The organism is Pseudomonas arsenicoxydans (assembly GCF_006438915.1).
GTDB classification, from domain to species: Bacteria; Pseudomonadota; Gammaproteobacteria; order Pseudomonadales; family Pseudomonadaceae; genus Aquipseudomonas; species Aquipseudomonas arsenicoxydans_A.
The window spans coordinates 310,198-335,334 of the sequence record NZ_RCZE01000002.1 but is presented as its reverse complement, the minus strand read 5'-3'; the positions used below and the strand labels follow the sequence as shown (position 1 = coordinate 335,334).

28 protein-coding genes are annotated in these 25,137 nt (G+C 58.4%); 17 read left to right on the top strand and 11 right to left on the bottom strand.

Translation table 11 applies throughout. The features are described from left to right. Positions 1-24: 24 nt before the first annotated feature. The 6 genes from ispF (at position 25) to rpoS (ending at position 5,151) form a co-directional block, all read left to right on the top strand. Positions 25-498, top strand: coding sequence for a 2-C-methyl-D-erythritol 2,4-cyclodiphosphate synthase (ispF, locus tag EAH78_RS05075; protein ID WP_010462780.1), 474 nt, complete (start codon positions 25-27; stop codon positions 496-498). Further along, positions 495-1,553, top strand: a complete 1,059-nt coding sequence (gene truD, locus EAH78_RS05070; RefSeq protein WP_140666321.1) for a tRNA pseudouridine(13) synthase TruD — start codon at positions 495-497, stop codon at positions 1,551-1,553. The genes ispF and truD overlap by 4 nt, the downstream gene beginning before the upstream one ends. Next, a complete protein-coding gene (gene surE, locus EAH78_RS05065) occupies positions 1,541-2,290 on the top strand; it encodes a 5'/3'-nucleotidase SurE (protein ID WP_140666319.1) in 750 nt (249 codons plus the stop codon). Before truD ends, surE begins: the two co-directional genes overlap by 13 nt. A 41-nt stretch (positions 2,291-2,331) precedes the next feature. Further along, complete coding sequence (locus EAH78_RS05060; RefSeq protein ID WP_172901226.1) at positions 2,332-2,967, top strand: protein-L-isoaspartate(D-aspartate) O-methyltransferase; 636 nt, start codon at positions 2,332-2,334, stop codon at positions 2,965-2,967. 211 nt (positions 2,968-3,178) lie between these two features. Continuing rightward, positions 3,179-4,036, top strand: coding sequence for a peptidoglycan DD-metalloendopeptidase family protein (locus EAH78_RS05055; protein ID WP_140666317.1), 858 nt, complete (start codon positions 3,179-3,181; stop codon positions 4,034-4,036). Positions 4,037-4,143: 107 nt separating this feature from the next. Next, positions 4,144-5,151 carry an RNA polymerase sigma factor RpoS gene (gene rpoS, locus EAH78_RS05050; RefSeq protein ID WP_054047143.1) on the top strand — a complete coding sequence of 336 codons (1,008 nt, stop codon included), beginning with the start codon at positions 4,144-4,146 and terminating at the stop codon, positions 5,149-5,151. Positions 5,152-5,622: 471 nt separating this feature from the next. Here rpoS and fdxA read toward each other — a convergent pair whose 3' ends face one another. Both fdxA and mutS read right to left on the bottom strand, forming a co-directional pair. Beyond that, the gene (fdxA, locus tag EAH78_RS05045; RefSeq protein WP_140666315.1) at positions 5,623-5,946 is read right to left on the bottom strand and encodes a ferredoxin FdxA; all 324 of its coding nucleotides are present in this window, start codon (positions 5,944-5,946) and stop codon (positions 5,623-5,625) included. Positions 5,947-6,088: 142 nt separating this feature from the next. Further along, positions 6,089-8,656 (bottom strand): DNA mismatch repair protein MutS, encoded by a 2,568-nt coding sequence (mutS, locus tag EAH78_RS05040; protein ID WP_193560070.1) that lies wholly within the window; start codon positions 8,654-8,656, stop codon positions 6,089-6,091. 213 nt (positions 8,657-8,869) lie between these two features. On the opposite strand from mutS, the gene EAH78_RS05035 reads away from it, so the two are divergent. The 6 genes from EAH78_RS05035 (at position 8,870) to recX (ending at position 13,313) form a co-directional block, all read left to right on the top strand. Continuing rightward, on the top strand, positions 8,870-9,604 hold the full coding sequence (locus EAH78_RS05035; protein ID WP_140666810.1) for a LexA family transcriptional regulator: 735 nt from the start codon (positions 8,870-8,872) through the stop codon (positions 9,602-9,604). 415 nt (positions 9,605-10,019) lie between these two features. Then, positions 10,020-10,367, top strand: a complete 348-nt coding sequence (locus EAH78_RS05030) for a phage holin family protein (RefSeq protein ID WP_140666311.1) — start codon at positions 10,020-10,022, stop codon at positions 10,365-10,367. Positions 10,368-10,495: 128 nt separating this feature from the next. Beyond that, entirely contained in the window at positions 10,496-11,068 is a 573-nt protein-coding gene (locus EAH78_RS05025) for a glycoside hydrolase family 19 protein (protein ID WP_140666309.1), read from the top strand. 132 nt (positions 11,069-11,200) lie between these two features. Beyond that, a complete protein-coding gene (locus EAH78_RS05015; protein ID WP_140666307.1) occupies positions 11,201-11,701 on the top strand; it encodes a CinA family protein in 501 nt (166 codons plus the stop codon). A gap of 83 nt (positions 11,702-11,784) precedes the next feature. Continuing rightward, positions 11,785-12,837 (top strand): recombinase RecA, encoded by a 1,053-nt coding sequence (recA, locus tag EAH78_RS05010; protein ID WP_007907270.1) that lies wholly within the window; start codon positions 11,785-11,787, stop codon positions 12,835-12,837. A gap of 8 nt (positions 12,838-12,845) precedes the next feature. Continuing rightward, positions 12,846-13,313 carry a recombination regulator RecX gene (gene recX / locus EAH78_RS05005; RefSeq protein ID WP_140666305.1) on the top strand — a complete coding sequence of 156 codons (468 nt, stop codon included), beginning with the start codon at positions 12,846-12,848 and terminating at the stop codon, positions 13,311-13,313. Positions 13,314-13,358: 45 nt separating this feature from the next. Here recX and EAH78_RS05000 read toward each other — a convergent pair whose 3' ends face one another. Further along, positions 13,359-14,477 carry a TIGR00730 family Rossman fold protein gene (locus EAH78_RS05000; RefSeq protein ID WP_140666303.1) on the bottom strand — a complete coding sequence of 373 codons (1,119 nt, stop codon included), beginning with the start codon at positions 14,475-14,477 and terminating at the stop codon, positions 13,359-13,361. Positions 14,478-14,849: 372 nt separating this feature from the next. On the opposite strand from EAH78_RS05000, the gene EAH78_RS04995 reads away from it, so the two are divergent. After that, the gene (locus EAH78_RS04995) at positions 14,850-15,044 is read left to right on the top strand and encodes a hypothetical protein (protein WP_123433723.1); all 195 of its coding nucleotides are present in this window, start codon (positions 14,850-14,852) and stop codon (positions 15,042-15,044) included. Here the strand turns inward: EAH78_RS04995 and EAH78_RS04990 are convergent, their stop codons facing one another. Then, positions 15,045-15,470: a PA3611 family quorum-sensing-regulated virulence factor gene (locus tag EAH78_RS04990; RefSeq protein WP_027925008.1), complete on the bottom strand. Its 426-nt coding sequence runs from the start codon at positions 15,468-15,470 to the stop codon at positions 15,045-15,047. Positions 15,471-15,659: 189 nt separating this feature from the next. On the opposite strand from EAH78_RS04990, the gene EAH78_RS04985 reads away from it, so the two are divergent. The 3 genes from EAH78_RS04985 to EAH78_RS04975 all read left to right on the top strand — a co-directional run bounded on the left by EAH78_RS04985 (position 15,660) and on the right by EAH78_RS04975 (position 17,713). Then, positions 15,660-16,436 (top strand): tRNA-uridine aminocarboxypropyltransferase, encoded by a 777-nt coding sequence (locus EAH78_RS04985; protein ID WP_140666301.1) that lies wholly within the window; start codon positions 15,660-15,662, stop codon positions 16,434-16,436. Positions 16,437-16,624: 188 nt separating this feature from the next. Further along, positions 16,625-17,275, top strand: coding sequence for a response regulator transcription factor ErdR (gene erdR, locus EAH78_RS04980; protein ID WP_140666299.1), 651 nt, complete (start codon positions 16,625-16,627; stop codon positions 17,273-17,275). Positions 17,276-17,350: 75 nt separating this feature from the next. Continuing rightward, positions 17,351-17,713, top strand: coding sequence for a diacylglycerol kinase (locus EAH78_RS04975; RefSeq protein WP_008010143.1), 363 nt, complete (start codon positions 17,351-17,353; stop codon positions 17,711-17,713). Here the strand turns inward: EAH78_RS04975 and EAH78_RS04970 are convergent. Further along, on the bottom strand, positions 17,710-18,636 hold the full coding sequence (locus EAH78_RS04970) for a LysR family transcriptional regulator (protein ID WP_140666297.1): 927 nt from the start codon (positions 18,634-18,636) through the stop codon (positions 17,710-17,712). The two genes, EAH78_RS04975 and EAH78_RS04970, sit on opposite strands and share 4 nt — an antisense overlap. 122 nt (positions 18,637-18,758) lie before the next feature. Between EAH78_RS04970 and fpr the strand changes: the two genes are divergently transcribed. Further along, the gene (fpr, locus tag EAH78_RS04965; RefSeq protein ID WP_008054100.1) at positions 18,759-19,538 is read left to right on the top strand and encodes a ferredoxin-NADP reductase; all 780 of its coding nucleotides are present in this window, start codon (positions 18,759-18,761) and stop codon (positions 19,536-19,538) included. A 133-nt stretch (positions 19,539-19,671) separates the two neighbouring features. On the opposite strand, the gene tsaA is transcribed toward fpr, so the two are convergent. From tsaA to rimO, 6 genes are all read right to left on the bottom strand, one after another. Continuing rightward, positions 19,672-20,373, bottom strand: a complete 702-nt coding sequence (gene tsaA, locus EAH78_RS04960; protein WP_140666295.1) for a tRNA (N6-threonylcarbamoyladenosine(37)-N6)-methyltransferase TrmO — start codon at positions 20,371-20,373, stop codon at positions 19,672-19,674. A 173-nt stretch (positions 20,374-20,546) separates the two neighbouring features. Beyond that, the gene (locus tag EAH78_RS04955; protein ID WP_140666293.1) at positions 20,547-21,317 is read right to left on the bottom strand and encodes an SDR family oxidoreductase; all 771 of its coding nucleotides are present in this window, start codon (positions 21,315-21,317) and stop codon (positions 20,547-20,549) included. 191 nt (positions 21,318-21,508) lie between these two features. Beyond that, positions 21,509-21,979 (bottom strand): DUF1456 family protein, encoded by a 471-nt coding sequence (locus EAH78_RS04950; RefSeq protein ID WP_140666291.1) that lies wholly within the window; start codon positions 21,977-21,979, stop codon positions 21,509-21,511. Between the two features lie 76 nt (positions 21,980-22,055). Then, complete coding sequence (locus EAH78_RS04945) at positions 22,056-22,766, bottom strand: rRNA pseudouridine synthase (protein WP_140666289.1); 711 nt, start codon at positions 22,764-22,766, stop codon at positions 22,056-22,058. Positions 22,767-22,957: 191 nt separating this feature from the next. Further along, positions 22,958-23,431, bottom strand: a complete 474-nt coding sequence (locus EAH78_RS04935) for a GNAT family N-acetyltransferase (protein ID WP_140666285.1) — start codon at positions 23,429-23,431, stop codon at positions 22,958-22,960. A gap of 113 nt (positions 23,432-23,544) precedes the next feature. Then, positions 23,545-24,882, bottom strand: a complete 1,338-nt coding sequence (gene rimO, locus EAH78_RS04930) for a 30S ribosomal protein S12 methylthiotransferase RimO (RefSeq protein ID WP_140666283.1) — start codon at positions 24,880-24,882, stop codon at positions 23,545-23,547. Positions 24,883-25,137: the final 255 nt, after the last annotated feature.

Here is a 25,137-nt window from a genome sequence, read left to right as displayed (position 1 = left end):
TGACAAAAATCGGGGCGTTTTTTTATGCGTATTGGCCACGGCTATGATGTGCACCGTTTCGCTGAAGGCGATTTCATTACTCTGGGCGGCGTGCGCATTGCACACGGCTTCGGGCTGCTCGCTCACTCCGACGGTGACGTCCTGCTGCACGCCTTGAGCGATGCCTTGCTCGGCGCGGCCGCGTTGGGTGATATCGGCAAACATTTCCCGGACACCGACCCGACATTCAAGGGCGCCGACAGCCGCGTGCTGTTGCGTCACGTCGTCGCATTGATCCACGCCAAGGGCTGGAAAGTCGGCAACGTCGATAACACCATCGTCGCCCAGGCGCCGAAAATGGCCCCGCATATCGAATCGATGCGCGCGCTGATTGCCGCGGATCTTCAAGTTGAGTTGGATCAAGTGAACGTGAAAGCTACCACCACCGAAAAGCTTGGCTTTGTCGGTCGCGAAGAAGGCATTGCTGTGCACTCCGTTGCCTTGTTGCTGCGCGCATGAACGAATCGCAATTGCTGGGCCCGCGGGCCTATGGTGACGCTCTCGGCACCGCTGTTCTGAAAGCCACGGCAGAAGATTTTCAGGTCGATGAAGTGCTCAACATCCCCCTCAGCGGTGATGGCGAGCATTTGTGGATCTGGGTGGAAAAGCGCGGGCTGAATACCGAGGAAGCGGCACGGCGGATTGCCAAGGCAGCGGGCGTGCCATTGCGTACGGTCAGCTATGCCGGGCTCAAGGACCGTCAGGCGCTGACGCGCCAATGGTTCAGCGTGCAGTTGCCGGGCAAGGCTGATCCGGATTTGTCGGCAGCGGAAAACGACACGCTGAAGATCCTCAAGACTGGTCGGCACAAACGCAAGCTGCAACGTGGCGCTCACTCGGCCAATGGCTTCACGTTGCGACTGACGCAATTCGCTGGCGACAAAGCCGCGATTGAAGAGCGACTGCAACTGATCGCCAAGCAAGGTATTCCCAATTATTTCGGCGCCCAGCGTTTCGGTTTTGACGGCGGCAACGTGGTCGATGCCCGTGCCTGGGCGGCACGCAAGGCGTTGCCGGAGCAGCGCAACGTGCGTTCGCGCCTGCTTTCGACGGCGCGCAGTTTTCTGTTCAATCAGGTGTTGGCGGCGCGTGTCGCCGACGGAACGTGGCAGCAAGCCTTGGTCGGCGATCTGCTGGCCTTCACCGACAGCCGCAGCTTTTTCCCGGCCGGTGAAGCGGAGTGCAGCGACCCGCGACTGGCGATTCTCGACTTGCATCCGACCGGCCCGCAGTGGGGCGAAGGTGACTCGCCGGCGACCGGCGTTGTCCATGCACTGGAGCAGGACATCGCCGCTCGCGAAGCGGACTTGCGAGATTGGTTGATTAACGCCGGTATGAGCCACGAACGTCGCATCCTGCGGCTGCCCATTGGCGGGTTGACGTGGCATTATCCCGAGCCTGACATTCTGCAACTGGAATTCGTCCTCCCGGCCGGATGCTTTGCCACCGTATTGGTGCGCGAGCTTGTTGATCTGGTGCCGGTGGGGCAGACGGACAGCCCATGCGTATTCTGATTTCTAACGACGATGGGGTAACCGCACCCGGTCTCGCCGCGCTTTATGCTGCGCTGGCGGATTACACCGAATGCGTGGTTATCGCCCCGGACCAGGACAAAAGCGGCGCCAGCAGCTCGCTGACGCTCGACCGTCCGTTGCACCCGCAAACCCTGGCCAACGGCTTTATCAGCCTGAACGGCACACCCACTGATTGCGTGCACCTGGGCCTCAATGGCTTGCTTGAACGCCAGCCGGACATGGTCGTCTCGGGGATCAACCTGGGCGCCAACCTGGGCGATGACGTGTTGTATTCCGGCACCGTGGCAGCAGCCCTTGAAGGGCGTTTCCTCGAGCGGCCGTCATTTGCCTTTTCGTTGGTCTCACGACAAGTAGAGAACCTTCCCACAGCTGCCTACTTTGCACGCAAGCTGGTCGAAGCCCATGGCGATCTCGACCTGCCGCCACGCACGGTGCTGAATGTGAATATTCCCAATTTGCCACTGGACCATATCCGCGGCATCCAGCTGACACGGCTCGGGCATCGCGCCCGTGCGGCGGCGCCGATGAAAGTGGTCGATCCGCGTGGCAAATCCGGTTACTGGATCGCCGCCGCCGGGGATGCTGAAGATGGCGGCCCGGGCACCGATTTCCATGCGGTCATGCAGGGCTATGTTTCGATCACTCCGCTGCAACTGGATCGCACCTTCAACGATGCCTTCGGAAGTCTCGATGGCTGGCTGGAGGGACTGCGCTAATGTCTCGTGAACAAGACGATATGCTGCGCCGTGGCATCGGCATGACTTCTCAGCGGACCCGCGAGCGCCTCATTCAGCGTCTATATGAAGAAGGCGTATCCAACGCGAAGGTGTTGGAGGTCATTCGCCGTACACCGCGTCACTTGTTCGTCGACGAGGCGCTGGCGCATCGCGCTTACGAAGACACGGCACTGCCTATCGGACACAACCAGACCATCTCCCAGCCTTACATGGTGGCTCGCATGAGCGAGTTGCTGCTGGAAGCAGGTCCGTTGGACAAGGTGATGGAAATCGGCACCGGCTCGGGCTACCAGACGGCCGTGCTGTCGCAGTTGGTCGAGCGGGTATTCTCGGTGGAGCGCATCAAGGTTTTGCAGGATCGGGCCAAGGAACGCCTGGTGGAGCTGAACCTGCGCAACGTGGTGTTTCGTTGGGGCGATGGTTGGGAGGGCTGGCCGGCACTGGCGCCTTACAACGGCATTATCGTCACGGCAGTGGCCACTGATGTGCCGCAGGCATTGCTCGATCAATTGGCTCCGGGAGGGCGCCTGGTCATCCCGGTCGGCTCCGGCGAGGTGCAGCAATTGATGCTGATCATTCGTGAAGAGCAAGGCTTTTCCCGACGTGTTCTGGGGGCGGTTCGATTCGTGCCATTACTCAACGGGCCACTGGCCTGAGCATTTGTTTTGGCGCGCTGAATTCTCTTCGATTAGCTGTGTCTTACAGCGGCATCGATTGGTTAAACGGTATTTATCGTCAGTCAGCAAACGTGTGCGCGGAGCGAATTCGCTTCATTAAAGGTAAAGCCTGTTCGGCCCGTTATACTTGCGACATCTCGAGCCGGAACACGGCAATCCACAATTTCAGCCACCACAAAGGGAGCGGCGGGTGAGTCTCACAGTCATTGCGCAGCGTATGAGTACAACGAGCTTTCAGCGCCTGGTGACTGGCCTTGTCTTGAGCACCTTGCTGGTCGGTTGCTCCAGCACCAAATCGAGTAGCGTAGGCGTCGTCGATCGCAACAACGCGGCCCCCCAACGTCCGGCAACGACGACGGGCCAGTATGTGGTTCGGCCAAAAGACACGCTGTTCTCGATCGCTTTTCGCTACGGCTGGGACTACAAAGCCCTCGCCGCACGGAACAACATTCCTACACCCTATACGATCCATCCGGGTCAGATAATTCGCTTTGATGGTCGCACCGGATCAACGCCGACAGCGGTCGCGAGTACCACCGATTCAACGCCTTCGTCGTCGCTGAAAACCACGGTAATCCGGCGCCAGCCGAATGGCGCAACTACCAGTACCACGGTGGTTGCACCGTCCGTCGCCAACAAACCTGCACCCGCTCCACTGCCTCCTGCCGGCCCGGCCCCGACCGGCTGGGGATGGCCATCTAATGGCATTCTGATTGGAAAATTCTCCTCAAACGGCAGTTTGAATAAAGGAATTGATATCGCCGGAGATTTGGGACAGCCTGTTTTAGCTGCGTCTGATGGGACGGTGGTATACGCCGGGAGTGGCTTAAGGGGCTACGGCGAATTAGTCATCATCAAACACAGCGAAACCTACGTCAGTGCCTACGGACATAACCGCAGGTTGTTGGTTCGGGAGGGGCAGCAGGTCAAAGTCGGACAGACAATTGCCGAAATGGGGTCAACGGGTACAGACCGGGTGAAACTGCATTTTGAGATTCGCCGCCAAGGTAAACCTGTAGATCCGCTGCAATTCCTGCCACGTCGTTGATTTGTTAGCCAGCCTGTTCCGTCACGTAGAGGGGACAGGCTCCAGCGTTGCCAAGGATAAAGGCGCCGCTTGAGCTTGAGGTCGAACTCACCAAAAGGACTATAACAATGGCTCTCAGTAAAGAAGTGCCGGAGTTTGACATCGACGATGAGGTTCTCCTGATGGAGACCGGCATCGCCACGGATTCGATGTCGAATGATGAAGGGGCAGCTCCACCTTCCGTTCGTGCTAAATCCAAACACTCCGCTTCGTTAAAACAGCACAAATACATTGATTACACGCGGGCACTTGATGCGACGCAGCTGTACCTCAATGAAATCGGCTTTTCCCCATTGCTCTCCCCGGAAGAAGAAGTTCATTTTGCGCGCTTGTCGCAAAGTGGCGATCCGGCCGGGCGCAAGCGCATGATTGAAAGCAACCTGCGGCTGGTGGTGAAAATCGCCCGGCGTTACGTCAATCGTGGGCTGTCGCTGCTGGACCTGATCGAAGAGGGCAACCTCGGCCTGATCCGGGCAGTGGAGAAGTTCGACCCCGAACGCGGCTTCCGTTTTTCGACCTACGCAACCTGGTGGATTCGTCAGACCATCGAGCGCGCGATCATGAATCAGACCCGGACCATCCGGTTGCCGATCCATGTGGTCAAGGAGTTGAACGTGTACCTGCGGGCGGCACGGGAGCTGACGCAAAAACTCGATCATGAACCCTCACCCGAAGAAATCGCCAACCTGCTGGAAAAACCAGTGGGCGAGGTCAAGCGCATGCTCGGCTTGAACGAGCGGGTTTCTTCGGTCGACGTCTCGCTCGGTCCGGATTCGGATAAAACCCTGCTGGACACCCTGACTGATGACCGTCCAACCGACCCTTGTGAGCTGCTGCAGGACGACGACCTGTCCCAAAGCATTGATCAGTGGCTGTCGGAGTTGACCGACAAGCAACGCGAAGTGGTTATACGTCGCTTCGGCTTGCGCGGTCACGAAAGCAGCACGCTTGAAGACGTTGGCCTGGAGATTGGCCTTACCCGGGAACGGGTCAGACAGATTCAGGTGGAAGGCCTGAAGCGTCTTCGGGAGATTCTCGAGAAAAATGGCCTGTCGAGCGAGTCGCTGTTTCAATAAGCGATCGGCCCAACTGGTAGTAAAAAACCTCGACTGACTCGGGGTTTTTTATTGCCTGCAAGGTGGGCGGGGATTGCGGAGGGTTTGTAGTCTCGCGCTGTAAGTCATTGCTTACTCTTTCGTAGGTGTTCGTTATTTTTACACGGCAGTCGTCGTCCATCTTCTTACGTGAAAAACTCTATCTTCATGATTTATATACATATTTGTTTTTGTTAAAAGCATATGACAAACGTTTTTGACGATCCCGGTCAATTGCACCTGACAGGGAACCCTCTAGTATCTGAACTGTGTCGACGGACAGACACGCCCTTCAAGGAAGAGGGGAACGGACATCGCAGGAGCGATTCATCAGGACGATGAAAAGGAATACAGGGAATAGGGAAAAAATGTGGGCGGGTCAAACCGCCCCTTTTTTTGCCTGTAGAAAAGCAAAAAGGCCCGCTAGGGGCCTTTTCGGGAACGCGCGGAAAATCAGCGTTCGAGGTCTTTGATCTTGCCTTTGACGCCATCCCACTCTTCAGCGTCTGGCATCGATTCTTTCTTCTCAGTGATGTTGGGCCAGATTTCGGCCAGTTCAACGTTCAGCTGAATGAATTCCTGCATTTCTGCTGGCACTTCATCTTCGGAGAAGATGGCCACGGCCGGGCATTCTGGTTCGCACAGTGCGCAGTCAATGCACTCATCCGGGTGAATCACCAGGAAGTTCGGGCCTTCGTAAAAGCAGTCCACCGGACACACTTCTACGCAGTCGGTGTACTTGCACTTGATGCAGTTGTCGGTGACGACGAAGGTCATTTCTAATTTTCTCCTCAGGCGGCGGCAGCGGAGCCCCTTCACGTTGGGGTCGCCAGGTTCGGGAGCGATAGTCTGCTGGCCAGGCTATTAGCCAGCAGCATCCCAAACCGCGCGAGATTCTAACAGCTTGCAGGCAAGTGCGTTAGATCCGGTTCTTTAGTGTATAGAGCATTTCGAGCGCACGGCGCGGCGTCATGTCATCCAGATTGAGCTTGGTCAATTCATCCAGCACCGGGTGCGGCAGGCTGGCGAACATGTCGCTTTGCTGCGGCGCGGCCGGTTTGCCCTTCGCAGGCGCAGGAACTTCATGGGGCAGGGCAGTGGCTTCCAGGCGACCCAAATGCTCGCGAGCCCGCACAATCACTTCACTGGGCACGCCGGCCAGTTGCGCTACAGCCAAGCCGTAACTCTGGCTGGCTGGCCCAGGCAGCACATGGTGGAGGAACACGATGCGTTCGTTGTGCTCGGTGGCATTGAGGTGAACGTTGGCCACCAGCGGTTGCGCCTCCGGTAACACCGTCAGTTCAAAATAGTGGGTGGCGAACAGCGTGTAAGCGCGCAGGTGTGCCAGTCGCTCGGCAGCTGCCCAGGCCAGGGACAGGCCGTCGAAGGTGCTGGTGCCGCGACCGACTTCGTCCATCAGCACCAGGCTGCGTTCGGTGGCGTTGTGCAAAATGTTCGCGGTTTCGCTCATTTCAACCATGAAAGTCGAGCGGCCGCCCGCCAGGTCATCGCTGGAACCGATCCGGGTGAAGATCCGGTCGACCAGGGACAGTTCGCAACTGGCCGCCGGCACGAAGCTGCCGATATGCGCGAGCAACACGATTAACGCGGTCTGACGCATGTAGGTGGATTTACCGCCCATGTTCGGACCGGTGATCACCAGCATGCGCGTGTTGTCGTCGAGGCTCAGGTCGTTGGCCACGAAGGGCGTGCTCAGCACTTGCTCGACCACCGGGTGACGACCCTGGGTGATGCGCATGCAGGGCTCGTCGACGAAACGTGGGCAGTTCAGGTCGAGGTTCAGCGCCCGTTCGGCGAGGTTGCTCAGTACGTCCAGTTCGGCGAGCGCAGCGGCGGTGTCCTGCAGCGGTGGCAACTGGGCGATCAGGTCTTCGAGCAGGGCTTCGTAGAGCATTTTTTCGCGGGCCAGGGCACGGCTCTTGGCCGACAGGGCCTTGTCCTCGAACGCCTTGAGTTCCGGGGTAATGAAACGCTCGGCTCCCTTCAACGTCTGGCGGCGGATGTAGTCTGCGGGCGCGGACTCGGCCTGTTTGCTCGGCAACTCAATGAAGTAGCCATGAATGCGGTTGTAACCGACCTTCAGGTGCGACAGGCCGGTGCGGGCTTTCTCGCGTGCTTCCAGATCAATCAGGAACTGCCCGGCGTTTTCGCTGAGCGATTGCAGATCGTCGAGTTCGCTGTCGTAACCGGTCTTCAACACGCCGCCGTCACGGATCACCGCAGGCGGGTTGTCGATGATGGCTTTTTCCAGCAGCGCCGCCAGTTCCGGGTAGGTGCTGGTGGTCTTGGCCAGTTGAATAATGTGCGGCGCTTCCAGCTCAGTCATCGCCACTTGCAATTCAGGTAAGGCACCCAGCGCATCGCGCAGACGAGCGAGGTCGCGAGGGCGGGCGTTGCGCAGGCCGATCCGCGCCAGAATCCGCTCGATGTCGCCGATTTCCTTGAGCTGCGGTTGCAGCTTTTCAAAGCGGTAGCCGTCGAGCAGGCAGGTGATCGAAGTCTGACGCGCCAGCAACACGGTCAGGTCCCGCAGCGGGCGGTTCAACCAACGGGTCAGCAAGCGGCTGCCCATGGCGGTCTGACAGCGATCGACCACCGATTGCAGGGTGTTGTCGCGGCCACCGGCCAGGTTGGTGTCCAGTTCCAGGTTGCGACGGCTCGCGCCGTCCAGCACCACAGTGTCATCCAGACGCTCATGACGCAGGCTGCGCAAATGCGGCAGGGCGGTGCGCTGGGTTTCCTTGGCGTAGCTGAGCAGGCAACCGGCAGCGCCGATGGCCAGAGTCAGGTTCTCGCAACCAAAACCTTTAAGGTCCTGGGTGGAAAACTGCTGGCACAGACTTTTCAGCGCCGAGTCGCGCTCGAAATCCCACGGCGCGCGGCGACGAACCCCACGACGTTTTTCCGCCGGCAGGTCTTTTGGCCAATCGTCCGGGATCATCAACTCGACCGGATTGACCCGCTCCAGCTCCGCCAGCAAATTTTCCCAACCCTTGATTTCCAGCACCGTGAAATTGCCGCTGGTGATGTCCAGCACGGCCAGGCCGAACAGGCGCTCGTCACCCAGCACCGCAGCAATCAAGTTGTCCCGACGCTCATCCAGCAGCGCTTCATCACTGACCGTACCCGGCGTGATGATCCGCACTACCTGACGATCCACCGGCCCTTTACTGGTCGCCGGATCACCGACCTGCTCGCAAATCACCACCGACTCGCCGAGCTTGACCAGTTTCGCCAGGTAACCTTCCGCGGCGTGGTAAGGAATCCCACACATCGGAATCGCCTGACCCGCCGACTGCCCGCGGGCGGTCAGGGTGATGTCCAGCAGTTTGGCGGCTTTCTTCGCGTCTTCGTAGAAGATTTCGTAGAAATCGCCCATGCGGTAGAACATCAACTGGTCAGGGTGCTGGTTCTTCAGGCGCCAGTACTGCTGCATCATTGGCGTGTGGGAAGACAGATCGGAGATGGCTTTATTCATCGGAAATTCAGGAAAACTCGTTGAAAGGTGTAGGGCAAAAGGAGGGGCATCGGCCCGGCTTTTCCGCGATGGGCGCAAGATTACCATGGGCGGTCCGCCCGACGCAGGCATGAAAGCCCTGCGGCACACTTCCGCAGGATATGCACGGATTATGCAATACAGCATTTGTCATCGGCGAAAAGAACAAGCACTATGCGCGTTATGCAAAAACGCAACGTTTCTACCGTCTTAAGAGCACTGCTTGATCAACACGGGATCTCCCCCACGGAGCTTCACCGTCGCACCGGCGTGCCTCAATCCACGCTCTCGCGGATCCTCAGCGGGAAGATCGTCGATCCTTCGGATAAACACATCTCGAAGATCGCCGAGTACTTCACCGTGAGCACTGATCAGTTGCGCGGCCGTACGGATGTGTCGGCGACTGCCACTGCCGGGCGCAATCAATCACATTCCGAACTCAAGGACATAAGTCTGTGGGACGACGATACACCCGTCGATGACGACGAGGTGTCGGTTCCCTTTCTTCGCGAGGTTGAATTGGCTGCTGGATCAGGGAGATTCGTCATCGAAGAGAGCGAGCGCTCTAGCCTGCGCTTCGGCAAGCGCAGCTTGCGCCACAACGGCGTGCAGTTCGACCAGGCCAAATGCGTGACGGTGCGCGGCAACAGCATGTTGCCGGTGCTGCGCGATGGCGCCACCGTAGGCGTGAACGCCGGCAAGTGCGGGATTGGCGACATTGTTGATGGCGACCTTTATGCAATCAATCATAACGGCCAGTTGCGGGTGAAACAGCTCTATCGCCTGCCGACCGGCATTCGCCTGCGCAGCTTCAATCGCGATGAACACCCGGACGAGGACTACACCTTCCAGGAAATCCAGGAAGAGCAGATCGTCATCCTTGGTCACGTCTTCTGGTGGGGCATGTACGCCCGTTAACCTCGCCACCGTCAGATAAAACCCGCCATCGAGCGGGTTTTTTTCGCCTGCCAAAAACCACCGGAGCCTTTGATTGCGGGGATTTAATGCATCAGTGCATTAAATGTGTACATATAAATGCATTTGCGCATTGACTGTATATGCATCAATGCATATTCTTTGTCTCAAGCCACTCAACAAAGCGGCTCGACACGAAGTTTTCAATTCCATCACAAAGGCAGCGATGAACCGGCCTCAACAGTTCAGAGGGTTGGCAACTGACCCGGGTGTGCAGCGTAAAGCACCAGAAGCAGTTATCCGGCGGGCAGAGACCGCGGTCGGACAAACACTATGAATGGACTTCTGCCTTCCATCAGGCACTTCAAGAAAACACCGTTTTAGAGAACCCCTCATCAATCAGTCCCGGAGGCGTGACATGACAAACGAGCAATTAGCGTTGCTGGACATGCCGATCTGGCTCGTCATCGTCCTTGCCCTGGTGGGCGGGGTGTCCGGCGAAATGTGGCGCGCCGACAAGGACGGCGCTCGCGGCTGGTCACTGCTGCGACGCCTGGCCCTGCGTTCCGGGGCCTGCATGGTCTGCGGGGTCTCGGCCATCATGCTGCTGTACGCCGCCGGCGTGTCGATCTGGGCGGCTTGCGCCTTTGGCTGTCTGACAGCGATGGCCGGAGCCGACGTGTCCATCGGGCTTTACGAGCGCTGGGCTGCGAAGCGCATTGATGTGTGCGATGTGCCCCCGCGTGACACCCGTCAAGATCGCTGAAACTCAAGACCAATGGATTGGCGAACAGTGGTGCCGACCGGCATCCGACCTGCAAGGACGCAGGTCTCCCACGGCCAGTGCCGTTCATTCAAACCCACCATAAACGGTTTATTGACCGAGGACCTTTTATGCCGCTAACCGATGGGCAACTGCTAACAATCATGCCCAACGCCCGCGTCCAAGCGGGCGTTTTCATTTCTGCTCTCAATACCGCTATGGCTCGTTTCAACATCAATACCCCGAAGCGTATTGCCGTCTTTCTCGCTCAAGTCGGCCATGAGTCCGGGCAGTTGCAATACGTACGTGAACTTGGCAGTGAGCAATATTTGAGCAAATACGACACCGGTGCCTTGGCTGCTCGCTTGGGTAACACTCCTGCGCAGGAGGGTGATGGTCAAAAGTACCGCGGCCGAGGCTTGATCCAGATCACTGGCCGCGATAACTACCGCCAATGCAGTCTTGGACTGTTCGGCGATGATCGCTTGCTGTTTATTCCGCAGCTGTTGGAAAAACCCCAGTGGGCCGCCGAATCCGCGGCCTGGTACTGGGCGCAGAACGGCCTTAACGAACTCGCCGATCACGACCAGTTCAACAGCATCACCCGGCGCATCAATGGCGGGCTGAACGGTTTGCAGGATCGTCTGCAACTGTGGCTGCGGGCGAGGGCGGTGTTATGCCCGACACCGGGGACCGTGGACTGATTGCCTTGCAGGCTTGTCAGGCCTGTATCAGAGCTCTTGCGCCCTCACATTTTGATTGATCTTGCGCCTTGCAAGCGCGATCTGCTCGTGTACGGTAGTTCTCATTCGCTTCCGCTCGCTCAGGAGATGACCGTGAAAGAAATTACCCAACTGGCCGCTGAACTGGGCCGACGTTTGCAGGTGCTCAACGCCCATGTCACGGCCGCCGAGTCTTGCACGGGCGGGGGGATCAGCGAGGCGATCACCCGTATTCCGGGGAGTTCGGCGTGGTTCGAGGCTGGCTATGTCACTTACTCCAATCGACAGAAAACCCAGCAATTGAACGTGCCCGTCGAGTTGTTTTCGACGGTGGGGGCGGTCAGTCGCGAGGTGGTCGAGGCAATGGTCCGCGGCGCCCAGGAACTGAGCCGGGCACATTTTGCCGTGGCGGTCAGCGGTGTGGCGGGGCCGGATGGCGGCTCTGCGAGCAAGCCGGTGGGCACGGTCTGGCTGGCTTGGGGCGTCGGTGAGCAGGTGTTCAGCGAGGTGCAGCACTTCCCTGGCAACCGCGATGAAGTCCGCCGACAAACGGTGAAGGCCGCGCTAGAGGGGCTGCTGCGCCATGCCGCCACAGAAATCTCAAATCAGGGGTAGGCGATCCTGAATCGCTGTGGAATAATACTGGCTACTTATACAGGTGTTGGCCGTCAGGCCTTATTGATTACGTGAGGACTTTAATGGACGACAACAAGAAGAAAGCCTTGGCTGCGGCCCTGGGTCAGATCGAACGTCAATTCGGCAAGGGTGCCGTAATGCGTATGGGCGATCAGGACCGTCAGGCGATCCCGGCTATTTCCACTGGCTCTCTGGGTCTGGACATCGCGCTCGGCATTGGCGGTCTGCCAAAAGGCCGTATCGTTGAAATCTACGGTCCTGAATCCTCCGGTAAAACCACACTGACACTGTCCGTGATCGCCCAGGCTCAAAAAGCCGGCGCGACCTGTGCATTCGTCGATGCTGAACACGCCCTTGACCCTGAGTACGCTGGCAAACTGGGCGTCAACGTTGACGACCTGCTGGTTTCGCAGCCGGACACCGGCGAGCAGGCCCTGGAAATCACCGACATGCTGGTGCGTTCCAACGCCGTTGACGTGATCATCGTCGACTCCGTGGCCGCTCTGGTGCCAAAAGCAGAAATCGAAGGCGAAATGGGCGACATGCACGTCGGCCTGCAAGCCCGTCTGATGTCCCAGGCACTGCGTAAAATCACCGGTAACATCAAGAACGCCAACTGCCTGGTGATCTTCATCAACCAGATCCGTATGAAAATCGGCGTGATGTTCGGCAGCCCGGAAACCACCACCGGTGGTAACGCGCTGAAGTTCTACGCTTCGGTTCGTCTGGACATTCGTCGTACTGGCGCGGTGAAAGAAGGTGATGAAGTCGTCGGCAGTGAAACCCGCGTCAAAGTCGTGAAGAACAAGGTGGCTTCGCCGTTCCGTCAGGCCGAGTTCCAGATTCTTTACGGCAAGGGCATCTACCTCAACGGCGAGATGATCGACCTGGGCGTGCTTCACGGTTTCGTCGAGAAGTCCGGTGCCTGGTATGCCTATGAAGGCACCAAGATCGGTCAGGGCAAGGCCAACTCGGCCAAGTTCCTGGCAGACAATCCGGAAATCGCCGCCAAGCTCGAGAAGCAACTGCGCGACAAGCTGCTGACTCCAGCGCCGGACGTCAAAGCATCGCCAGTCAAAGAGACTGCTGATGACCTGGCTGATGCTGATATCTGATTGATCCGATGACCGCCGTACTCGATACACTCGTCGCGGTGCGGCGAACCGCCATGGACCTGCTCGCACGACGCGAGCACGGTCGAGTCGAGCTGACGCGTAAACTGCGTCAGCGCGGCGCCCTCCCTGAGATGATCGACACAGCACTCGACCGCTTGACGGAAGAGGGCCTACTGTCCGAATCCCGTTACCTCGAAAGCTTTGTTTCCTACCGCGCCCGCTCCGGTTATGGCCCTTTGCGTATTCGCGAGGAGCTTGGCCAACGTGGCCTGCAACGTACCGATATCGAACTGGCGTTACGCGAGAGCGGTATCAACTGGCAGGAGCAACTGGAGGATACCTGGCGGCGTAAATTTTCCGGGCATCTGCCGATAGATGCTCGGGAGCGCGCCAAGCAAGGGCGCTTCCTGAGTTATCGCGGATACTCCATGGAGATGATCAGCCGCTTGTTCAGTGGCCGGGGAATGGATGATTAATAAAAAAATGGCCCGCTATTTCGATAGCGGGCCATTTTTTTTGCCTCACGTTACCTTGGAGGGTTTGCGCATGCGCTGCTGCGTTTGGGGGGGGGACTGCGCCCAATTTTCCGGCAGGTTGATGTAGTCCACCAGTTCACGCAGGCGACCATGATCACGCGCGTTGAAGTTAAAGGCCAGTCGCGCCAGGTGGCTGAACTGCGCTTCATCGTGCTCTTCGCCGCTGTAGGCGTGCTGATGGAAGCGATCGCTCAGGCACAGGTCGGCAAATGCTTCCTGCATGTGGTCGAGCGCTTGCTCACTGAGAGGGTGGTTCATGCGAATCACAAACTGATGTTTGAGCCAGCGGGTGGAGTGGAAGTTGCTGTAGAACTGATTGATCTGTTCCACCGCCTCCTCGGCGCTGTAGACCAGGCTCACGAGCTTCATGTCGGTAGGCAGGATGTAGCGGTTTTCCTCCAGCTGATGGTGAATGAAGTCCAGCGCGCCTTGCCAGAATTTGCCGCCCGGCGCATCCAGTAATACCACCGGCACCAATGGGCTTTTGCCGGTCTGAATCAGTGTCAGTACTTCCAGCGCCTCATCCAATGTGCCGAAACCGCCTGGGCACAGGACCAGCGCATCGGCTTCTTTGACGAAGAACAGCTTGCGGGTAAAGAAGAAGTGGAAGGGCAGCAGGTTGGCACTGCCCTGCATGGTGGGGTTGGCGTGCTGCTCGAAGGGCAGGGTGATGTTGAAGCCCAGGCTGTGTTCCCGGCCGGCACCTTCGTGTGCTGCCGCCATGATGCCGCCGCCAGCGCCGGTGATGACCATCAGGTCCGAGCGCGCCAGCGCGGCGCCCAGTTCTCGGGCCAGACCATACAACGGGTGTTCAATGGGTGTTCGGGCAGAGCCAAACACGGTGACTTTGCGCCGACCGCGAAACTGCTCGAGTACACGGAAGGCGTGCTCCAGTTCGCGCAGGGCTTGAAGGGTGATCTTGGCATTCCAGCGGTTGTGGTCTTCCTGGGCCATGCGCAGCACGGTCAGGATCATGTCACGGTAAATGGGGATGTTGGGGCTGTTGGGTGACACCAGATTGAGTTGTTCTTCGACCTTGCTGGTGAGGTCGTGTCCGCTTTCTTCAAAATGACGGCTTAGCAGGTCATTCGGTTGGTAAGGCATCAAGTTCTCCTTCCATACAGGCTGTGTTTTCCCTTGATTGCAGGAAACATTCGCACAATTGGCACAACAAGACGCGTCGCGGGCGGCCCCTTCCCGACCCGGAAAAGTGAATGGGAACACTATGAATCTAGACCCTCGCAGAGGTTTACGCTGGCTTGATCATTGCGCCGCAAAGTCTTTCCTGGCAACCGCTTATTGACGATTTGCAAGGTGATTTCACCGTTCGTCCGAACGTGCGCCGAGTGTCTGGTGCTCTGATTTACTAAGCTACAGATGCGACACGACTACTTTGCGTCAACGGCAGGACGCGCGGTTCAAAGAGTTGAAGGATTTTTCGCTCACGCAGGGCGAGGAGCAGGGAGGCGGGATGTTATGGCCAGAGTGATTCTGGAGATCGATACGCAACTGTATCGATTGCTCAAGTCATCAGCCGAGACTCATCATTTGAGTCTCGAAGAGGAGTGCTGCCGACGCCTGGAGGGAACAGAGCGACGGTCACATTACTTGCAGGCGTTGCTGGCAGAACTGCGCGCCGAGGATGAACAGCGGCGCGCCAAATCCGGGTGATTACTTTTTCTTCTTGGCCGCCGGTTGCAGGCAATCCGATTCCTTGAAGCGTTCGCTGGCCACCGGACGGTTGGTTTTAACCTCGGTGAACTCGTAGCGCATGGTCGCGCCCTTGGCCATCAGCTTGCGAAAGCCCGGGTTGTTGCACACGGTCGAACCCAGTTGGAAGTAAACCGCTTTGGGGTCGGCACGCATCTTGTCAGCGTGGCTGCTCTGGACGCTGAGGTGGTTGATCAGTTCGGTGCCTTCAACGGTGTAACCCTGATCGAGAATATCTTCGTTGATCGCCCGTGGCGTGCCGACACTGCTCTGGGCGGCTACGTTTTGCAGCATTTTGTTCAGTTCCGTGTCTTTCAGGGACGCAGCCTGAGCGCTGAAGGACGACGCCAGCAGAATGGCAGCGGTGGGGACGATAAGGCGCAGCATGAAACTCTCCTGGTTCAGTGACTGGTGCTTCGACCCGTCACATGACTGTGCGTTCAGTGGCGGCGAATTATAGGGGACGCGCTCCGGACGGTACAGGCTTGCGCCGGATGCTCTGATAAACTGGCGGCACTTTTTGCCCTGCCGAGTGCTTTTCGTGTCGATTTTCTCCTCCTGCCGGCGCTGCCTGCGATGAACCCTGCCATTCCGCCCTTTGCCGCCAACGCCGTGGCCCGCTTGCGCGATTCGCGAGAAGAAGAGGGGATCAAGCCGATTCAGGCCCGAGGCTGGAGGGCGCCGCGTTGCCGTGCCTGCCGCGTCATCGAGAGTCATTGTCTGTGCGCCTGGCGCCCGCAAGTCGAGGCGCGCTCCGGTGTGTGCCTGATCATGACCAACAAGGAAGTGTTCAAACCGAGCAACACCGGTTGGCTGATTGCCGATGTGGTACGCGACAACCATGCGTTTATCTGGTCGCGCACCGAGGTTGATGAGCAACTGCTGGCGCTGCTTGCCGACCCGCAGTGGCAGCCATACTTGGTGTTTCCGGGGGAATACGTCGAACCCGAGCGTGTTACCAATTGCGTCGACACGGAGAGTTCGAAGCGTCCCCTGTTTATTCTGCTGGACGCCACGTGGACAGAAGCCCGAAAGATTTTCCGCAAAAGCCCTTACTTTGATCGCTTGCCAATCCTGAGCTTGCTGCCCGAGAAACTGTCTCGATATCGCTTGCGCAGGTCGACCCGCAGCGAGCATTTGTGCACCGCCGAAGTGGCCGCACTGTGCCTCGATCTGGCAGGGGATACCGCAGCGGCATCGGCGCTGGACGCTTATTTCGACGTATTCAGCCAGCATTACCTGGACGCGAAACGTCAGCTGGACATGAACATTGCAACGCCCGCTCATGCCGAACTGATGCCCTTCGTGCAAAACACCGCGCCGACCATCGGCCCGGAGTCACCCATACTGTAGAAACTGTGGGCCTTGGGTATGAGGCCGCGCAGCTTGACCACCCAGTCTTCGCTGGGCATGCTTGGCGCCGATTGGGGCGCGGCCAGGTTTGATACGCCGTTTTTAGCTGTTATTGGCGTTGAACGTGCCCCATTGGTGCAGCTCCGTGGCTGTGCCTGAGTCGTTTGAAAAACAGGATCATTTGAAAAATGGCCACATACGAAATCCTGATTGCCGATGATCACCCGCTGTTTCGTAGCGCGCTGCATCAGGCCGTGACCTTGGGCCTGGGCCCGGATGTACGTCTGGTGGAAGTGGCGAGCATTGCCGAACTGGAAGCCCGCCTGGATGAAAAGTCCGATTGGGATCTGGTGCTGCTGGACCTGAACATGCCCGGGGCCTACGGTTTTTCCGGGCTCGTGCTGTTGCGCGGTCAGTACCCGCAAATTCCGGTGGTGATGGTGTCCGCACAGGAAGAAGCGTCGATCATGGTCAAGTCCCGTGAGTTCGGCGCCAGTGGGTTCATTCCTAAATCCAGCGACCTGAGCGTGATCCAGAAAGCGGTCCGTGCCGTTCTGAACGGTGACGTATTCTGGCCACCGCAAGCATTTGAAGCGGTCAGCGTTTCCGCCGAAGCCAAGGCCGCCAGCGAAGGCCTTGCGAGCCTGACACCCCAGCAATTCCGGGTGTTGACCATGGTCTGTGAAGGCTTGCTGAACAAACAGATTGCTTATGAGCTGAGTGTTTCTGAAGCAACGATTAAAGCCCATGTCACGGCGATTTTCCGCAAGCTGAATGTGCGGACGCGGACCCAGGCTGCGCTGCTCTTGCAACAACTTGAGTCAATTGCGAGCCACTAAACGGCTACATGTTCACGCTTTTTTGACTTTGCTTAATCTAGCGTTCCCATTCCTATCTGGTCAGTTGCCCACTCTATGTCACCTTTCAAAGGCCAAACCGGCCTCAAACGCATCCTCAATGCCTCCGGTTATTCCCTGGACGGTCTACGCGCAGCCTTCACCGGGGAAGCGGCTTTTCGCCAACTGGTGTTGCTCAACGTCATCCTGATTCCGCTTTCGTTCTTCCTGAACGTCAGCCGCGTCGAGCAAGCGCTGCTGATCGCCGTCTGCCTGTTGGCGTTAATCGTCGAATTGCTGAACTCGGCGGTGGAAGCGGCTATCGATCGTATTTCCCTGGAATTGCACCCGCTGTCCAAGAACGCCAAAGACATGGGCAGCGCGGCTCAATTCGTGGCGTTGAGCATGATCGCGCTGGTCTGGGCCGTCATTCTGCTTTAAGCGATGTTCGGCAGAACGATCTCGTCGCTGCGCTGAACCCCTGCGGTGAAAGCGCGGCACAGGTCGAGGAACTCGCGCATCGCCGACGTTTGATACTTCTGTTTGTGCCAGATGAAATAGAACTGCCGCGCCAGGTCCAGGTCCGGTGTTTCCACTGGCACCAGGCTGCCACGGCGGAACGCATCGCGCAGTGCCAGCCGTGAAATACAACCAATCCCCAATCCTGATTCCACCGCGCGCTTGATCGCTTCGGTGTGCTCCAGTTCGAGCCGGATATTCAGCGAGCTGCGATGGTGACGCATGGCCTGGTCGAAGGTCAGCCGTGTGCCAGAGCCTTGCTCGCGCAATATCCACGCCTCCTGACTAAGCTCTTCCATGGTCGCGATGCCGCGTTTGGCCAATGGATGCTGCGGTGCGCAGAACACCACCAACTCATCCTCGACCCAACTCTGCACTTCGATGTCCGGATGACTGCAGTCGCCTTCGATTAGACCCAGATCAATTTCGTAGTGGGCGACTTGTTGCACGATATTGGCAGTGTTCTGCACGTGCAGCTTCACCTGGCTTTCCGGGTGGCGCTGCATGAAGCTGCCGATCAGCAGGGTGGCCAGGTAATTGCCGATGGTCAGGGTCGCGCCGACCGCCAGTGAACCGAATCCGGACTTGCCGTTGAGCAGGTCTTCGATTTCCTTGGACTGATCGAGCAGGGCCACGGCTTGAGGCAGCAGCTGTTTGCCGAGGGCATTAAGGCTCAGCCGTTTGCCGGCGCGGTCGAACAGCTGGCAGCTGGACTGGCGCTCCAGTTCGGTGATTGAGGTGCTCGCCGCCGATTGCGACAGGTTGAGCAGGCCCGCAGCACGGGATACGCTTTCCTGCTGGGCGACGGCGACGAATACTTGAAGTTGACGGAGAGTAAATCGCATATCTATATAACCGATAACCCTTATCTTAATAATCCATTTAACAGATATTGTCTCTGCCTTTAGAATGCGATGCAATTGCGCACATCAGCGGCGCAGGCAAAATCTCCAGGAGTCCCACGTACATGAGCAACATGAACCACGAGCGTGTCCTCAGTGTTCATCACTGGAACGACACTCTGTTCAGCTTCAAGTGCACCCGTGATCCGGGCCTGCGCTTCGAGAACGGTCAGTTCGTGATGATCGGCCTGCAACAGCCCAACGGCCGCCCGCTTATGCGCGCTTACTCGATTGCCAGCCCGAATTGGGAAGAGCATCTCGAGTTCTTCAGCATCAAAGTGCCTGATGGCCCGCTGACTTCCCAGTTGCAGCACCTGAAGGAAGGCGACGAGATCATCATCAGCAAGAAGCCTACCGGCACCCTGGTGCTGGATGACTTGAAGCCTGGCAAACATTTGTACCTGCTCAGCACCGGTACCGGTCTGGCGCCGTTCATGAGCGTCATCCAGGACCCGGAAACCTACGAGCGTTTCGAAAAAGTGATCCTGTGCCACGGCGTACGTTACGTCAACGAAGTCGCTTACCGCGAGTTCATCACCGAGCACCTGCCGCAGAACGAGTTCTTCGGCGATGCCCTGCGTGACAAGTTGATCTACTACCCGACCGTGACCCGCGAGCCGTTCGAGAACGAAGGTCGCCTGACCGACCTGATGCGCAGCGGCAAGCTGTTCAGCGATATCGGCCTGCCACCAATCAACCCGCAGGACGACCGCGCCATGCTGTGCGGCAGCCCGAGCATGCTCGACGAGACCAGCGAAGTGTTGAACAGCTTCGGCCTGAAAGTGTCGCCGCGGATGCGCGAGCCGGGTGATTACTTGATCGAGCGAGCGTTCGTCGAGAAGTAAGCAAATGCATCACTGAAAAGCCCCATTGCCCTAGCAGGCAATGGGGCTTTTTTATGCCCGACGCAATCCCTGTAGGAGCACGGCTTGCCGGCGATGGCGTCCTTGAGTTCGCCATCGCGAGCAAGCTTTGCTCCTACAAATCAGGTACGGGAATGACTTCCAGGACGCGGATAACCCCGGCCTCGGGATAATGCCAACGCACATCCAGGTCCCAGAACTGCGCGCCATATTCCCGCTCGGGTGTAGGAATCTGGTAAGCCGGGCGTGGGTCTTGTGCCAGACATTGCTCGATCAACGCCACCAAGGGCTCTTCAAGGCGCTGAGCATGGCCATGAGCCTGTTGCAGCGCGGCATCCGTCCACTGCACGGGAATCAGCTGCGGCGCGGCGCTGGCGATGCTGTTGGAGGCGTTGTCGATGATATCGGCGTAAGGCACGTAGGGTTTGATGTCGAGAATCGGTGTGCCGTCCAGCAAGTCGATGCCGGATATCCACAGGCGATTGGCTTCTACCTTGTCCAGCTTGACTACCGATTGACCGATGCCATTGGGCCGATGTGTGGCGCGGGTGGCAAACACCCCCATGGATTTGTTGCCGCCCAGGCGAGGCGGGCGAACCTTCAAACGCGGCTTTTTTTCCAGTGCCTGATGAAACAGGAACAGCAACCAGACGTGGCTGACCTGCTCCAGGCCTTGCACTGCGTCACCCTGATCAAACGGTGCGACCAACTCCAGAACACCGCGAGCGGCCGGGGCCAGTTGCGGTTGGCGCGGAATGGCAAACTTCTCCTTGAAGCAGGAGCGCACGAAGCCGATGGGGGAAACGCTGTAGGTCATGGTCTGGGTCGGAGCGGGGAGAGGGTGGGCATCATAACCTGATCGTCCCTGGATCTGTGGTGCCTACAAGGGACCCTTCGCGAGCAAGCCCGCTCCCACATTTGACCGAGTTCGTCCGGGCAATTCGGTCAAATGTGGGAGCGGGCTTGCTCGCGAAGGCCGCGCCGCGAATCTCAGAGACTGAACCCACCATCCAAAGGAATAATATTCCCGGTCATATACGCCCCCGCCGTACTCGCCAGGCTGATCGCCAGCGCCGCCATCTCTTCCTCCCGACCCCAGCGCTTCATCGGAATCAGCGCCGTATCCTGCGCCAACGCCTGTTCATCATTGCCGATGTGCTGGGTCATTTTGCTCGGGAAACGCCCCGGGGCAATCACATTGACGTTGATGTGCTGGCTCACCAACTCCCGCGCCAGAATTCGCGACAATTGGTGTAAGGCTGCTTTACTCGGCCCGTAGGCATACGCTTGCTCACCAAAGGACGAAATCCCGGCCACAGAGCCGATGTTAATGATCCGCGCCGGATTGGCTTCGGAGCCGGCTTTGCGCAACAGCGGCAAAAACTGCTGAATGCAGTTGAACACCGACGTCACGTTGAGCTGCATGACCTTTTCCCAGCCCTTGACCGGGTAGCTTTCCAGCGGAGCCCCCCAGGTGGTGCCAGCGTTGTTCACCAGAATATCTAGGTGAGTGATCTGCTCGCCCAATCGCGTGGCCAATTGCAGCACACCTTCTTCGGTGGCCAGATTGGCCGCCACCCCATGGCAGCGCCCGAATGCGCTCAATTCGTCAGCGGTTTGCTGGCAGGCTTCAGCATCCCGAGCGCAGACGTACACGGTAGCGCCAGCTTCGACATAAGCCTTGGCGATCATTTTGCCGATACCACGGGTGCCGCCGGTCACCAGTGCGGTGCGGCCTTGCAGGGAAAAGTACGGGTGCATGGCGAATCCTGAGAACTGAGGGTCAATACACCCTAGTCGTCAGCCGCCGTCAGCGGAGCCACTATTTTTGCTAGGAATGAGGGTCCATTCGGCCCAGGCTGCGTCCGCCACTGTAGGAGCACAGCTTGCTGGCGATGGCGATCTTCAAAACGCCATCGCCAGCAAGCTGTGCTCCTACAGGGGATAGGCGCTTACTGCGGGCGAACGCGCAGGGTCAGGCCTTTGAGGAAGTTGCGCAGCAACTGGTCGCCACACGTGCGGTAGTTGGTGTGGCCGAACTTGCGGAACAGCGCGCTCAGCTCAGGCTTGGACACCGGGAACTCGGCAGCCTTGAGGATCGCGTGCATGTCGTCTTCTTTCAGTTCGAAGGCCACGCGCAGCTTCTTCAGGATGATGTTGTTGGTCACCGGGATTTCGATCGGCTGCGGCGGACGGCTTTCGTCCTTGCCGCGCTTGAAGATCACCAGGCCATCAAGGAAGTGCGCCATGACTTCATCCGGGCAGCGGACGAAACCTTCTTCGTCTTCTTCTTTCTTGTCGAGGTACGTCAGCAGGTCTTCCATGGACACGTCCATGCCGCCGAGCTTGATGATCTCGATGACTTTCTTGTCGCTGATATCCAGCATGTAGCGAACGCTGCGCAATACGTCGTTATGAATCATGGTGTGCAATCCTGATATTCAGCAGTGGGCGCCGCAGCAAACAGCGGCGCCGGAATGTGTGGCGGCGGGAGAAGCCTTAAAACTTCTCTTTGCCGGACAGGTAGCGCCATTGTCCCAGCGGCACTTTGCCGATGGACACGCCGCCGATGCGGATACGGCGGATGGCGACGACCTTCAGGCCGACGGCCTGGCAAAACAGGGCGATCACGCCCGGTTGCGGGTTCTTCATCGCAAAGCGCAGGCGGTTTTCGTTCTGCCAACTGGCCTTGACCGGCGGCAGTTCCTTGCCCTTGTACGTCAGGCCGTGGTTCAGGCGGTTGAGGCCGTGAGCCACCATGTCGCCTTCAACCTCGACCACATACTCCTGCTCGATCTTGCTGGCATCGGCAGTGAGTTTGCGCAAGATCTTCCAGTCCTGGGTGAACACCAGCAAACCGCTGGCGTTGGCCTGCAGGTCGGTGCTGGCGGTCAGGCGCAGGAAATGGCCCTTGAGCGGACGTTTGCTGAAGCGGTGTTCTTCGCTCAGGGTCTCGGCGCTCAGGGTGGCCATCGCGGTGTCCGCGTCCATGCCCACCGGCACGTTCAACAAGATAGTCACCGGTTCTGGCGCGGTGGCCTTGGCCTCTGGATCGAGCTCGACTTTTTGCGTGTCGACCTTGAACTGCGGCTCGTCGATGACTTGACCGTCCACGGTCACCCAGCCGCCCTCGATGAACAGCTCAGCCTCCCGACGGGAACAGCCGACGAGTTCGATGAGGCGTTTGGAGAGACGAATCGGGTCAGTCATGACAGGGCCGTAACAAAAAAGGGGTGGGCATTGTACCTGCCTGGCGCCGGTTAATCCCGGCTCCATTTGCGCCGTGTGGCTTTTTGTGGGAGCGGGCTTGCTCGCGAAAGCGGTTTATCAGTCGACATTGATGTTGAAAGTGATGGCCCTTTCGCGAGCAAGCCCGCTCCCACATTTTGTTCTGTGTTGTGTCAGCCGTGTTGTGAGACCTGCTGATTTTGGCGAAAACGCATGTGCAACAGCGGATAAGGCTGGCCCATGCCGTCAAACTCGGAGCGGCCAACCACTTCGAAGCCTTGTTTGAAGTAGAACCCCAGCGCTTGTGGATTCTGTTCGTTGACGTCCAGTTCATCGGCATTCAGGTGTTCCATGGCATAGCGTAGCAACTGTTTGCCCAGGCCTTGGCCGCGATGAGCCGGATCGATGAAGAGCATTTCGATCTTGCCGGCGGCGACGCCGGCGAATCCGGTGATGCGCTGGCGCGCGTCCTTGGTGCAAATCAGCATCACCGCATCGAGGTAGCGCGTCAGTACCAGATCCTTGAGCAACAGGATGTAACTGTTCGGCAGAAAGTCATGGGTGGCGCGCACCGAGGCTTCCCAGACTCGGGTGAGTTCTTCGTAGTCACTGTGTTTCGGGGTGTGGATGACCGAATGATGGCGCATGGCCGGATGCCCTATGTGCAGTGGAGTGTGCGAGTCCTTTCTTCCACAAAACGATAGACGTAAAAAAGCCCCGCATCTCGTCAAGAGAGCAGGGCTTTTCGTATTTTTTGCGTTTAGATCTGTTCAGCCCACAGGTCGTATTCGTCGGCGTCGGTCACTTTGCACCAGACTTTGTCGCCTGGCTTCAAGTTGCTGCCGTTGTCGATGAATACGTTACCGTCGATTTCCGGGGCATCGAAGAAGCAACGGCCAACCGCGCCTTGCTCGTCGACTTCATCGACCAGCACTTCGATTTCACGGCCAACGCGCATTTGCAGACGAGCCGAGCTGATTGCCTGCTGGTGCGCCATGAAGCGGTCCCAACGGTCTTGCTTGACGTCGTCCGGCACGATGGCCGCGTCCAGCAGGTTGGCCGGTGCGCCTTCGACTGGCGAGTACTGGAAGCAGCCGACACGGTCCAGTTGGGCTTCGGTCAGCCAGTTCAGCAGGTACTGGAAGTCTTCTTCGGTTTCGCCGGGGAAGCCCACGATGAAGGTCGAGCGGATGATCAGGTCCGGGCAGATTTCGCGCCAGTTCTTGATGCGGGCCAGGGTCTTGTCTTCGAAGGCCGGGCGTTTCATGGCTTTCAGGATTTTCGGGCTGGCGTGCTGGAACGGGATGTCCAGGTACGGCAGGATTTTCCCGGCGGCCATCAGGGGGATCAGCTCGTCGACGTGCGGGTACGGGTAAACATAGTGCAGACGAACCCAGACACCGAGGGTGCTCAGGGCTTCGCAGAGTTCGGTCATGCGGGTTTTCACCGGCGCGCCGTTCCAGAAACCGGTGCGGTATTTCACGTCGACGCCGTAGGCGCTGGTGTCTTGCGAGATCACCAGCAGCTCTTTGACGCCGGCCTTGACCAGGCGCTGGGCCTCGTCGAGCACATCACCGACCGGACGGCTGACCAGTTTGCCGCGCATCGACGGGATGATGCAGAAGCTGCAGCTGTGGTTGCAGCCTTCGGAAATCTTCAGGTAGGCGTAGTGGCGCGGGGTCAGCTTGATGCCTTGCGGTGGCACCAGGTCGATCAGCGGGTTGTGATCCTGACGTGGCGGCACGGCGTCGTGCACGGCGTTGACCACCTGCTCATATTGCTGCGGACCGGTTACAGCCAGCACGCTCGGGTGAACCTTGCGAATGGCACCTTCTTCGACGCCCATGCAGCCGGTCACGATGACCTTGCCGTTTTCCTTGATGGCTTCGCCGATCACTTCCAGCGATTCAGCCTTGGCCGAGTCGATGAAACCGCAGGTGTTGACCACCACGACATCGGCGTCCTCGTAAGTGGACACAACGTCATAGCCTTCCATGCGCAGCTGGGTAAGGATGCGCTCAGAGTCGACCAGTGCTTTGGGGCAACCTAGGGATACGAAGCCAACCTTTGGATTGGCCGGCGCAGGAGTGGTGGACATGTCTAACCTCGGTATTTGTGACGCCTCCAGCCGAGTCGGCAAGGCGACAAACGGGCGCTTTGTTGCGCCTCTGATCAAAAAGTGCGCAATTCTAGCGATCAGTTGTTCACTTGACCAGCTTTATGCAGGGAAATACGACGAGTGCTGCGCTATGCTTCGCGCCGTTAGGCTTTACCGAATATTTACAGTCAACATATCGTCTGTAACCTGAAGTAAAACAGCGCATGCTGCGTGGCAAAGCATAGTGCTTCTTCC

Excerpts from the sequence above, each read along its gene's own strand:
- ispF (WP_010462780.1), top strand. The coding sequence starts at position 25 with ATGCGTATTGGCCACGGCTATGATGTGCACCGTTTCGCTGAAGGCGAT.
- truD (WP_140666321.1), top strand. The coding sequence starts at position 495 with ATGAACGAATCGCAATTGCTGGGCCCGCGGGCCTATGGTGACGCTCTC.
- surE (WP_140666319.1), top strand. The coding sequence starts at position 1,541 with ATGCGTATTCTGATTTCTAACGACGATGGGGTAACCGCACCCGGTCTC.
- EAH78_RS05060 (WP_172901226.1), top strand. The coding sequence starts at position 2,332 with ATGACTTCTCAGCGGACCCGCGAGCGCCTCATTCAGCGTCTATATGAA.
- rpoS (WP_054047143.1), top strand. The coding sequence starts at position 4,144 with ATGGCTCTCAGTAAAGAAGTGCCGGAGTTTGACATCGACGATGAGGTT.
- fdxA (WP_140666315.1), bottom strand. The coding sequence starts at position 5,946 with ATGACCTTCGTCGTCACCGACAACTGCATCAAGTGCAAGTACACCGAC.
- EAH78_RS05035 (WP_140666810.1), top strand. The coding sequence starts at position 8,870 with ATGCAAAAACGCAACGTTTCTACCGTCTTAAGAGCACTGCTTGATCAA.
- EAH78_RS05030 (WP_140666311.1), top strand. The coding sequence starts at position 10,020 with ATGACAAACGAGCAATTAGCGTTGCTGGACATGCCGATCTGGCTCGTC.
- EAH78_RS05025 (WP_140666309.1), top strand. The coding sequence starts at position 10,496 with ATGCCGCTAACCGATGGGCAACTGCTAACAATCATGCCCAACGCCCGC.
- recA (WP_007907270.1), top strand. The coding sequence starts at position 11,785 with ATGGACGACAACAAGAAGAAAGCCTTGGCTGCGGCCCTGGGTCAGATC.
- recX (WP_140666305.1), top strand. The coding sequence starts at position 12,846 with ATGACCGCCGTACTCGATACACTCGTCGCGGTGCGGCGAACCGCCATG.
- EAH78_RS05000 (WP_140666303.1), bottom strand. The coding sequence starts at position 14,477 with ATGCCTTACCAACCGAATGACCTGCTAAGCCGTCATTTTGAAGAAAGC.
- EAH78_RS04995 (WP_123433723.1), top strand. The coding sequence starts at position 14,850 with ATGGCCAGAGTGATTCTGGAGATCGATACGCAACTGTATCGATTGCTC.
- EAH78_RS04990 (WP_027925008.1), bottom strand. The coding sequence starts at position 15,470 with ATGCTGCGCCTTATCGTCCCCACCGCTGCCATTCTGCTGGCGTCGTCC.
- EAH78_RS04985 (WP_140666301.1), top strand. The coding sequence starts at position 15,660 with ATGAACCCTGCCATTCCGCCCTTTGCCGCCAACGCCGTGGCCCGCTTG.
- erdR (WP_140666299.1), top strand. The coding sequence starts at position 16,625 with ATGGCCACATACGAAATCCTGATTGCCGATGATCACCCGCTGTTTCGT.
- EAH78_RS04975 (WP_008010143.1), top strand. The coding sequence starts at position 17,351 with ATGTCACCTTTCAAAGGCCAAACCGGCCTCAAACGCATCCTCAATGCC.
- EAH78_RS04970 (WP_140666297.1), bottom strand. The coding sequence starts at position 18,636 with ATGCGATTTACTCTCCGTCAACTTCAAGTATTCGTCGCCGTCGCCCAG.
- fpr (WP_008054100.1), top strand. The coding sequence starts at position 18,759 with ATGAGCAACATGAACCACGAGCGTGTCCTCAGTGTTCATCACTGGAAC.
- tsaA (WP_140666295.1), bottom strand. The coding sequence starts at position 20,373 with ATGACCTACAGCGTTTCCCCCATCGGCTTCGTGCGCTCCTGCTTCAAG.
- EAH78_RS04955 (WP_140666293.1), bottom strand. The coding sequence starts at position 21,317 with ATGCACCCGTACTTTTCCCTGCAAGGCCGCACCGCACTGGTGACCGGC.
- EAH78_RS04950 (WP_140666291.1), bottom strand. The coding sequence starts at position 21,979 with ATGATTCATAACGACGTATTGCGCAGCGTTCGCTACATGCTGGATATC.
- EAH78_RS04945 (WP_140666289.1), bottom strand. The coding sequence starts at position 22,766 with ATGACTGACCCGATTCGTCTCTCCAAACGCCTCATCGAACTCGTCGGC.
- EAH78_RS04935 (WP_140666285.1), bottom strand. The coding sequence starts at position 23,431 with ATGCGCCATCATTCGGTCATCCACACCCCGAAACACAGTGACTACGAA.
- rimO (WP_140666283.1), bottom strand. The coding sequence starts at position 24,882 with ATGTCCACCACTCCTGCGCCGGCCAATCCAAAGGTTGGCTTCGTATCC.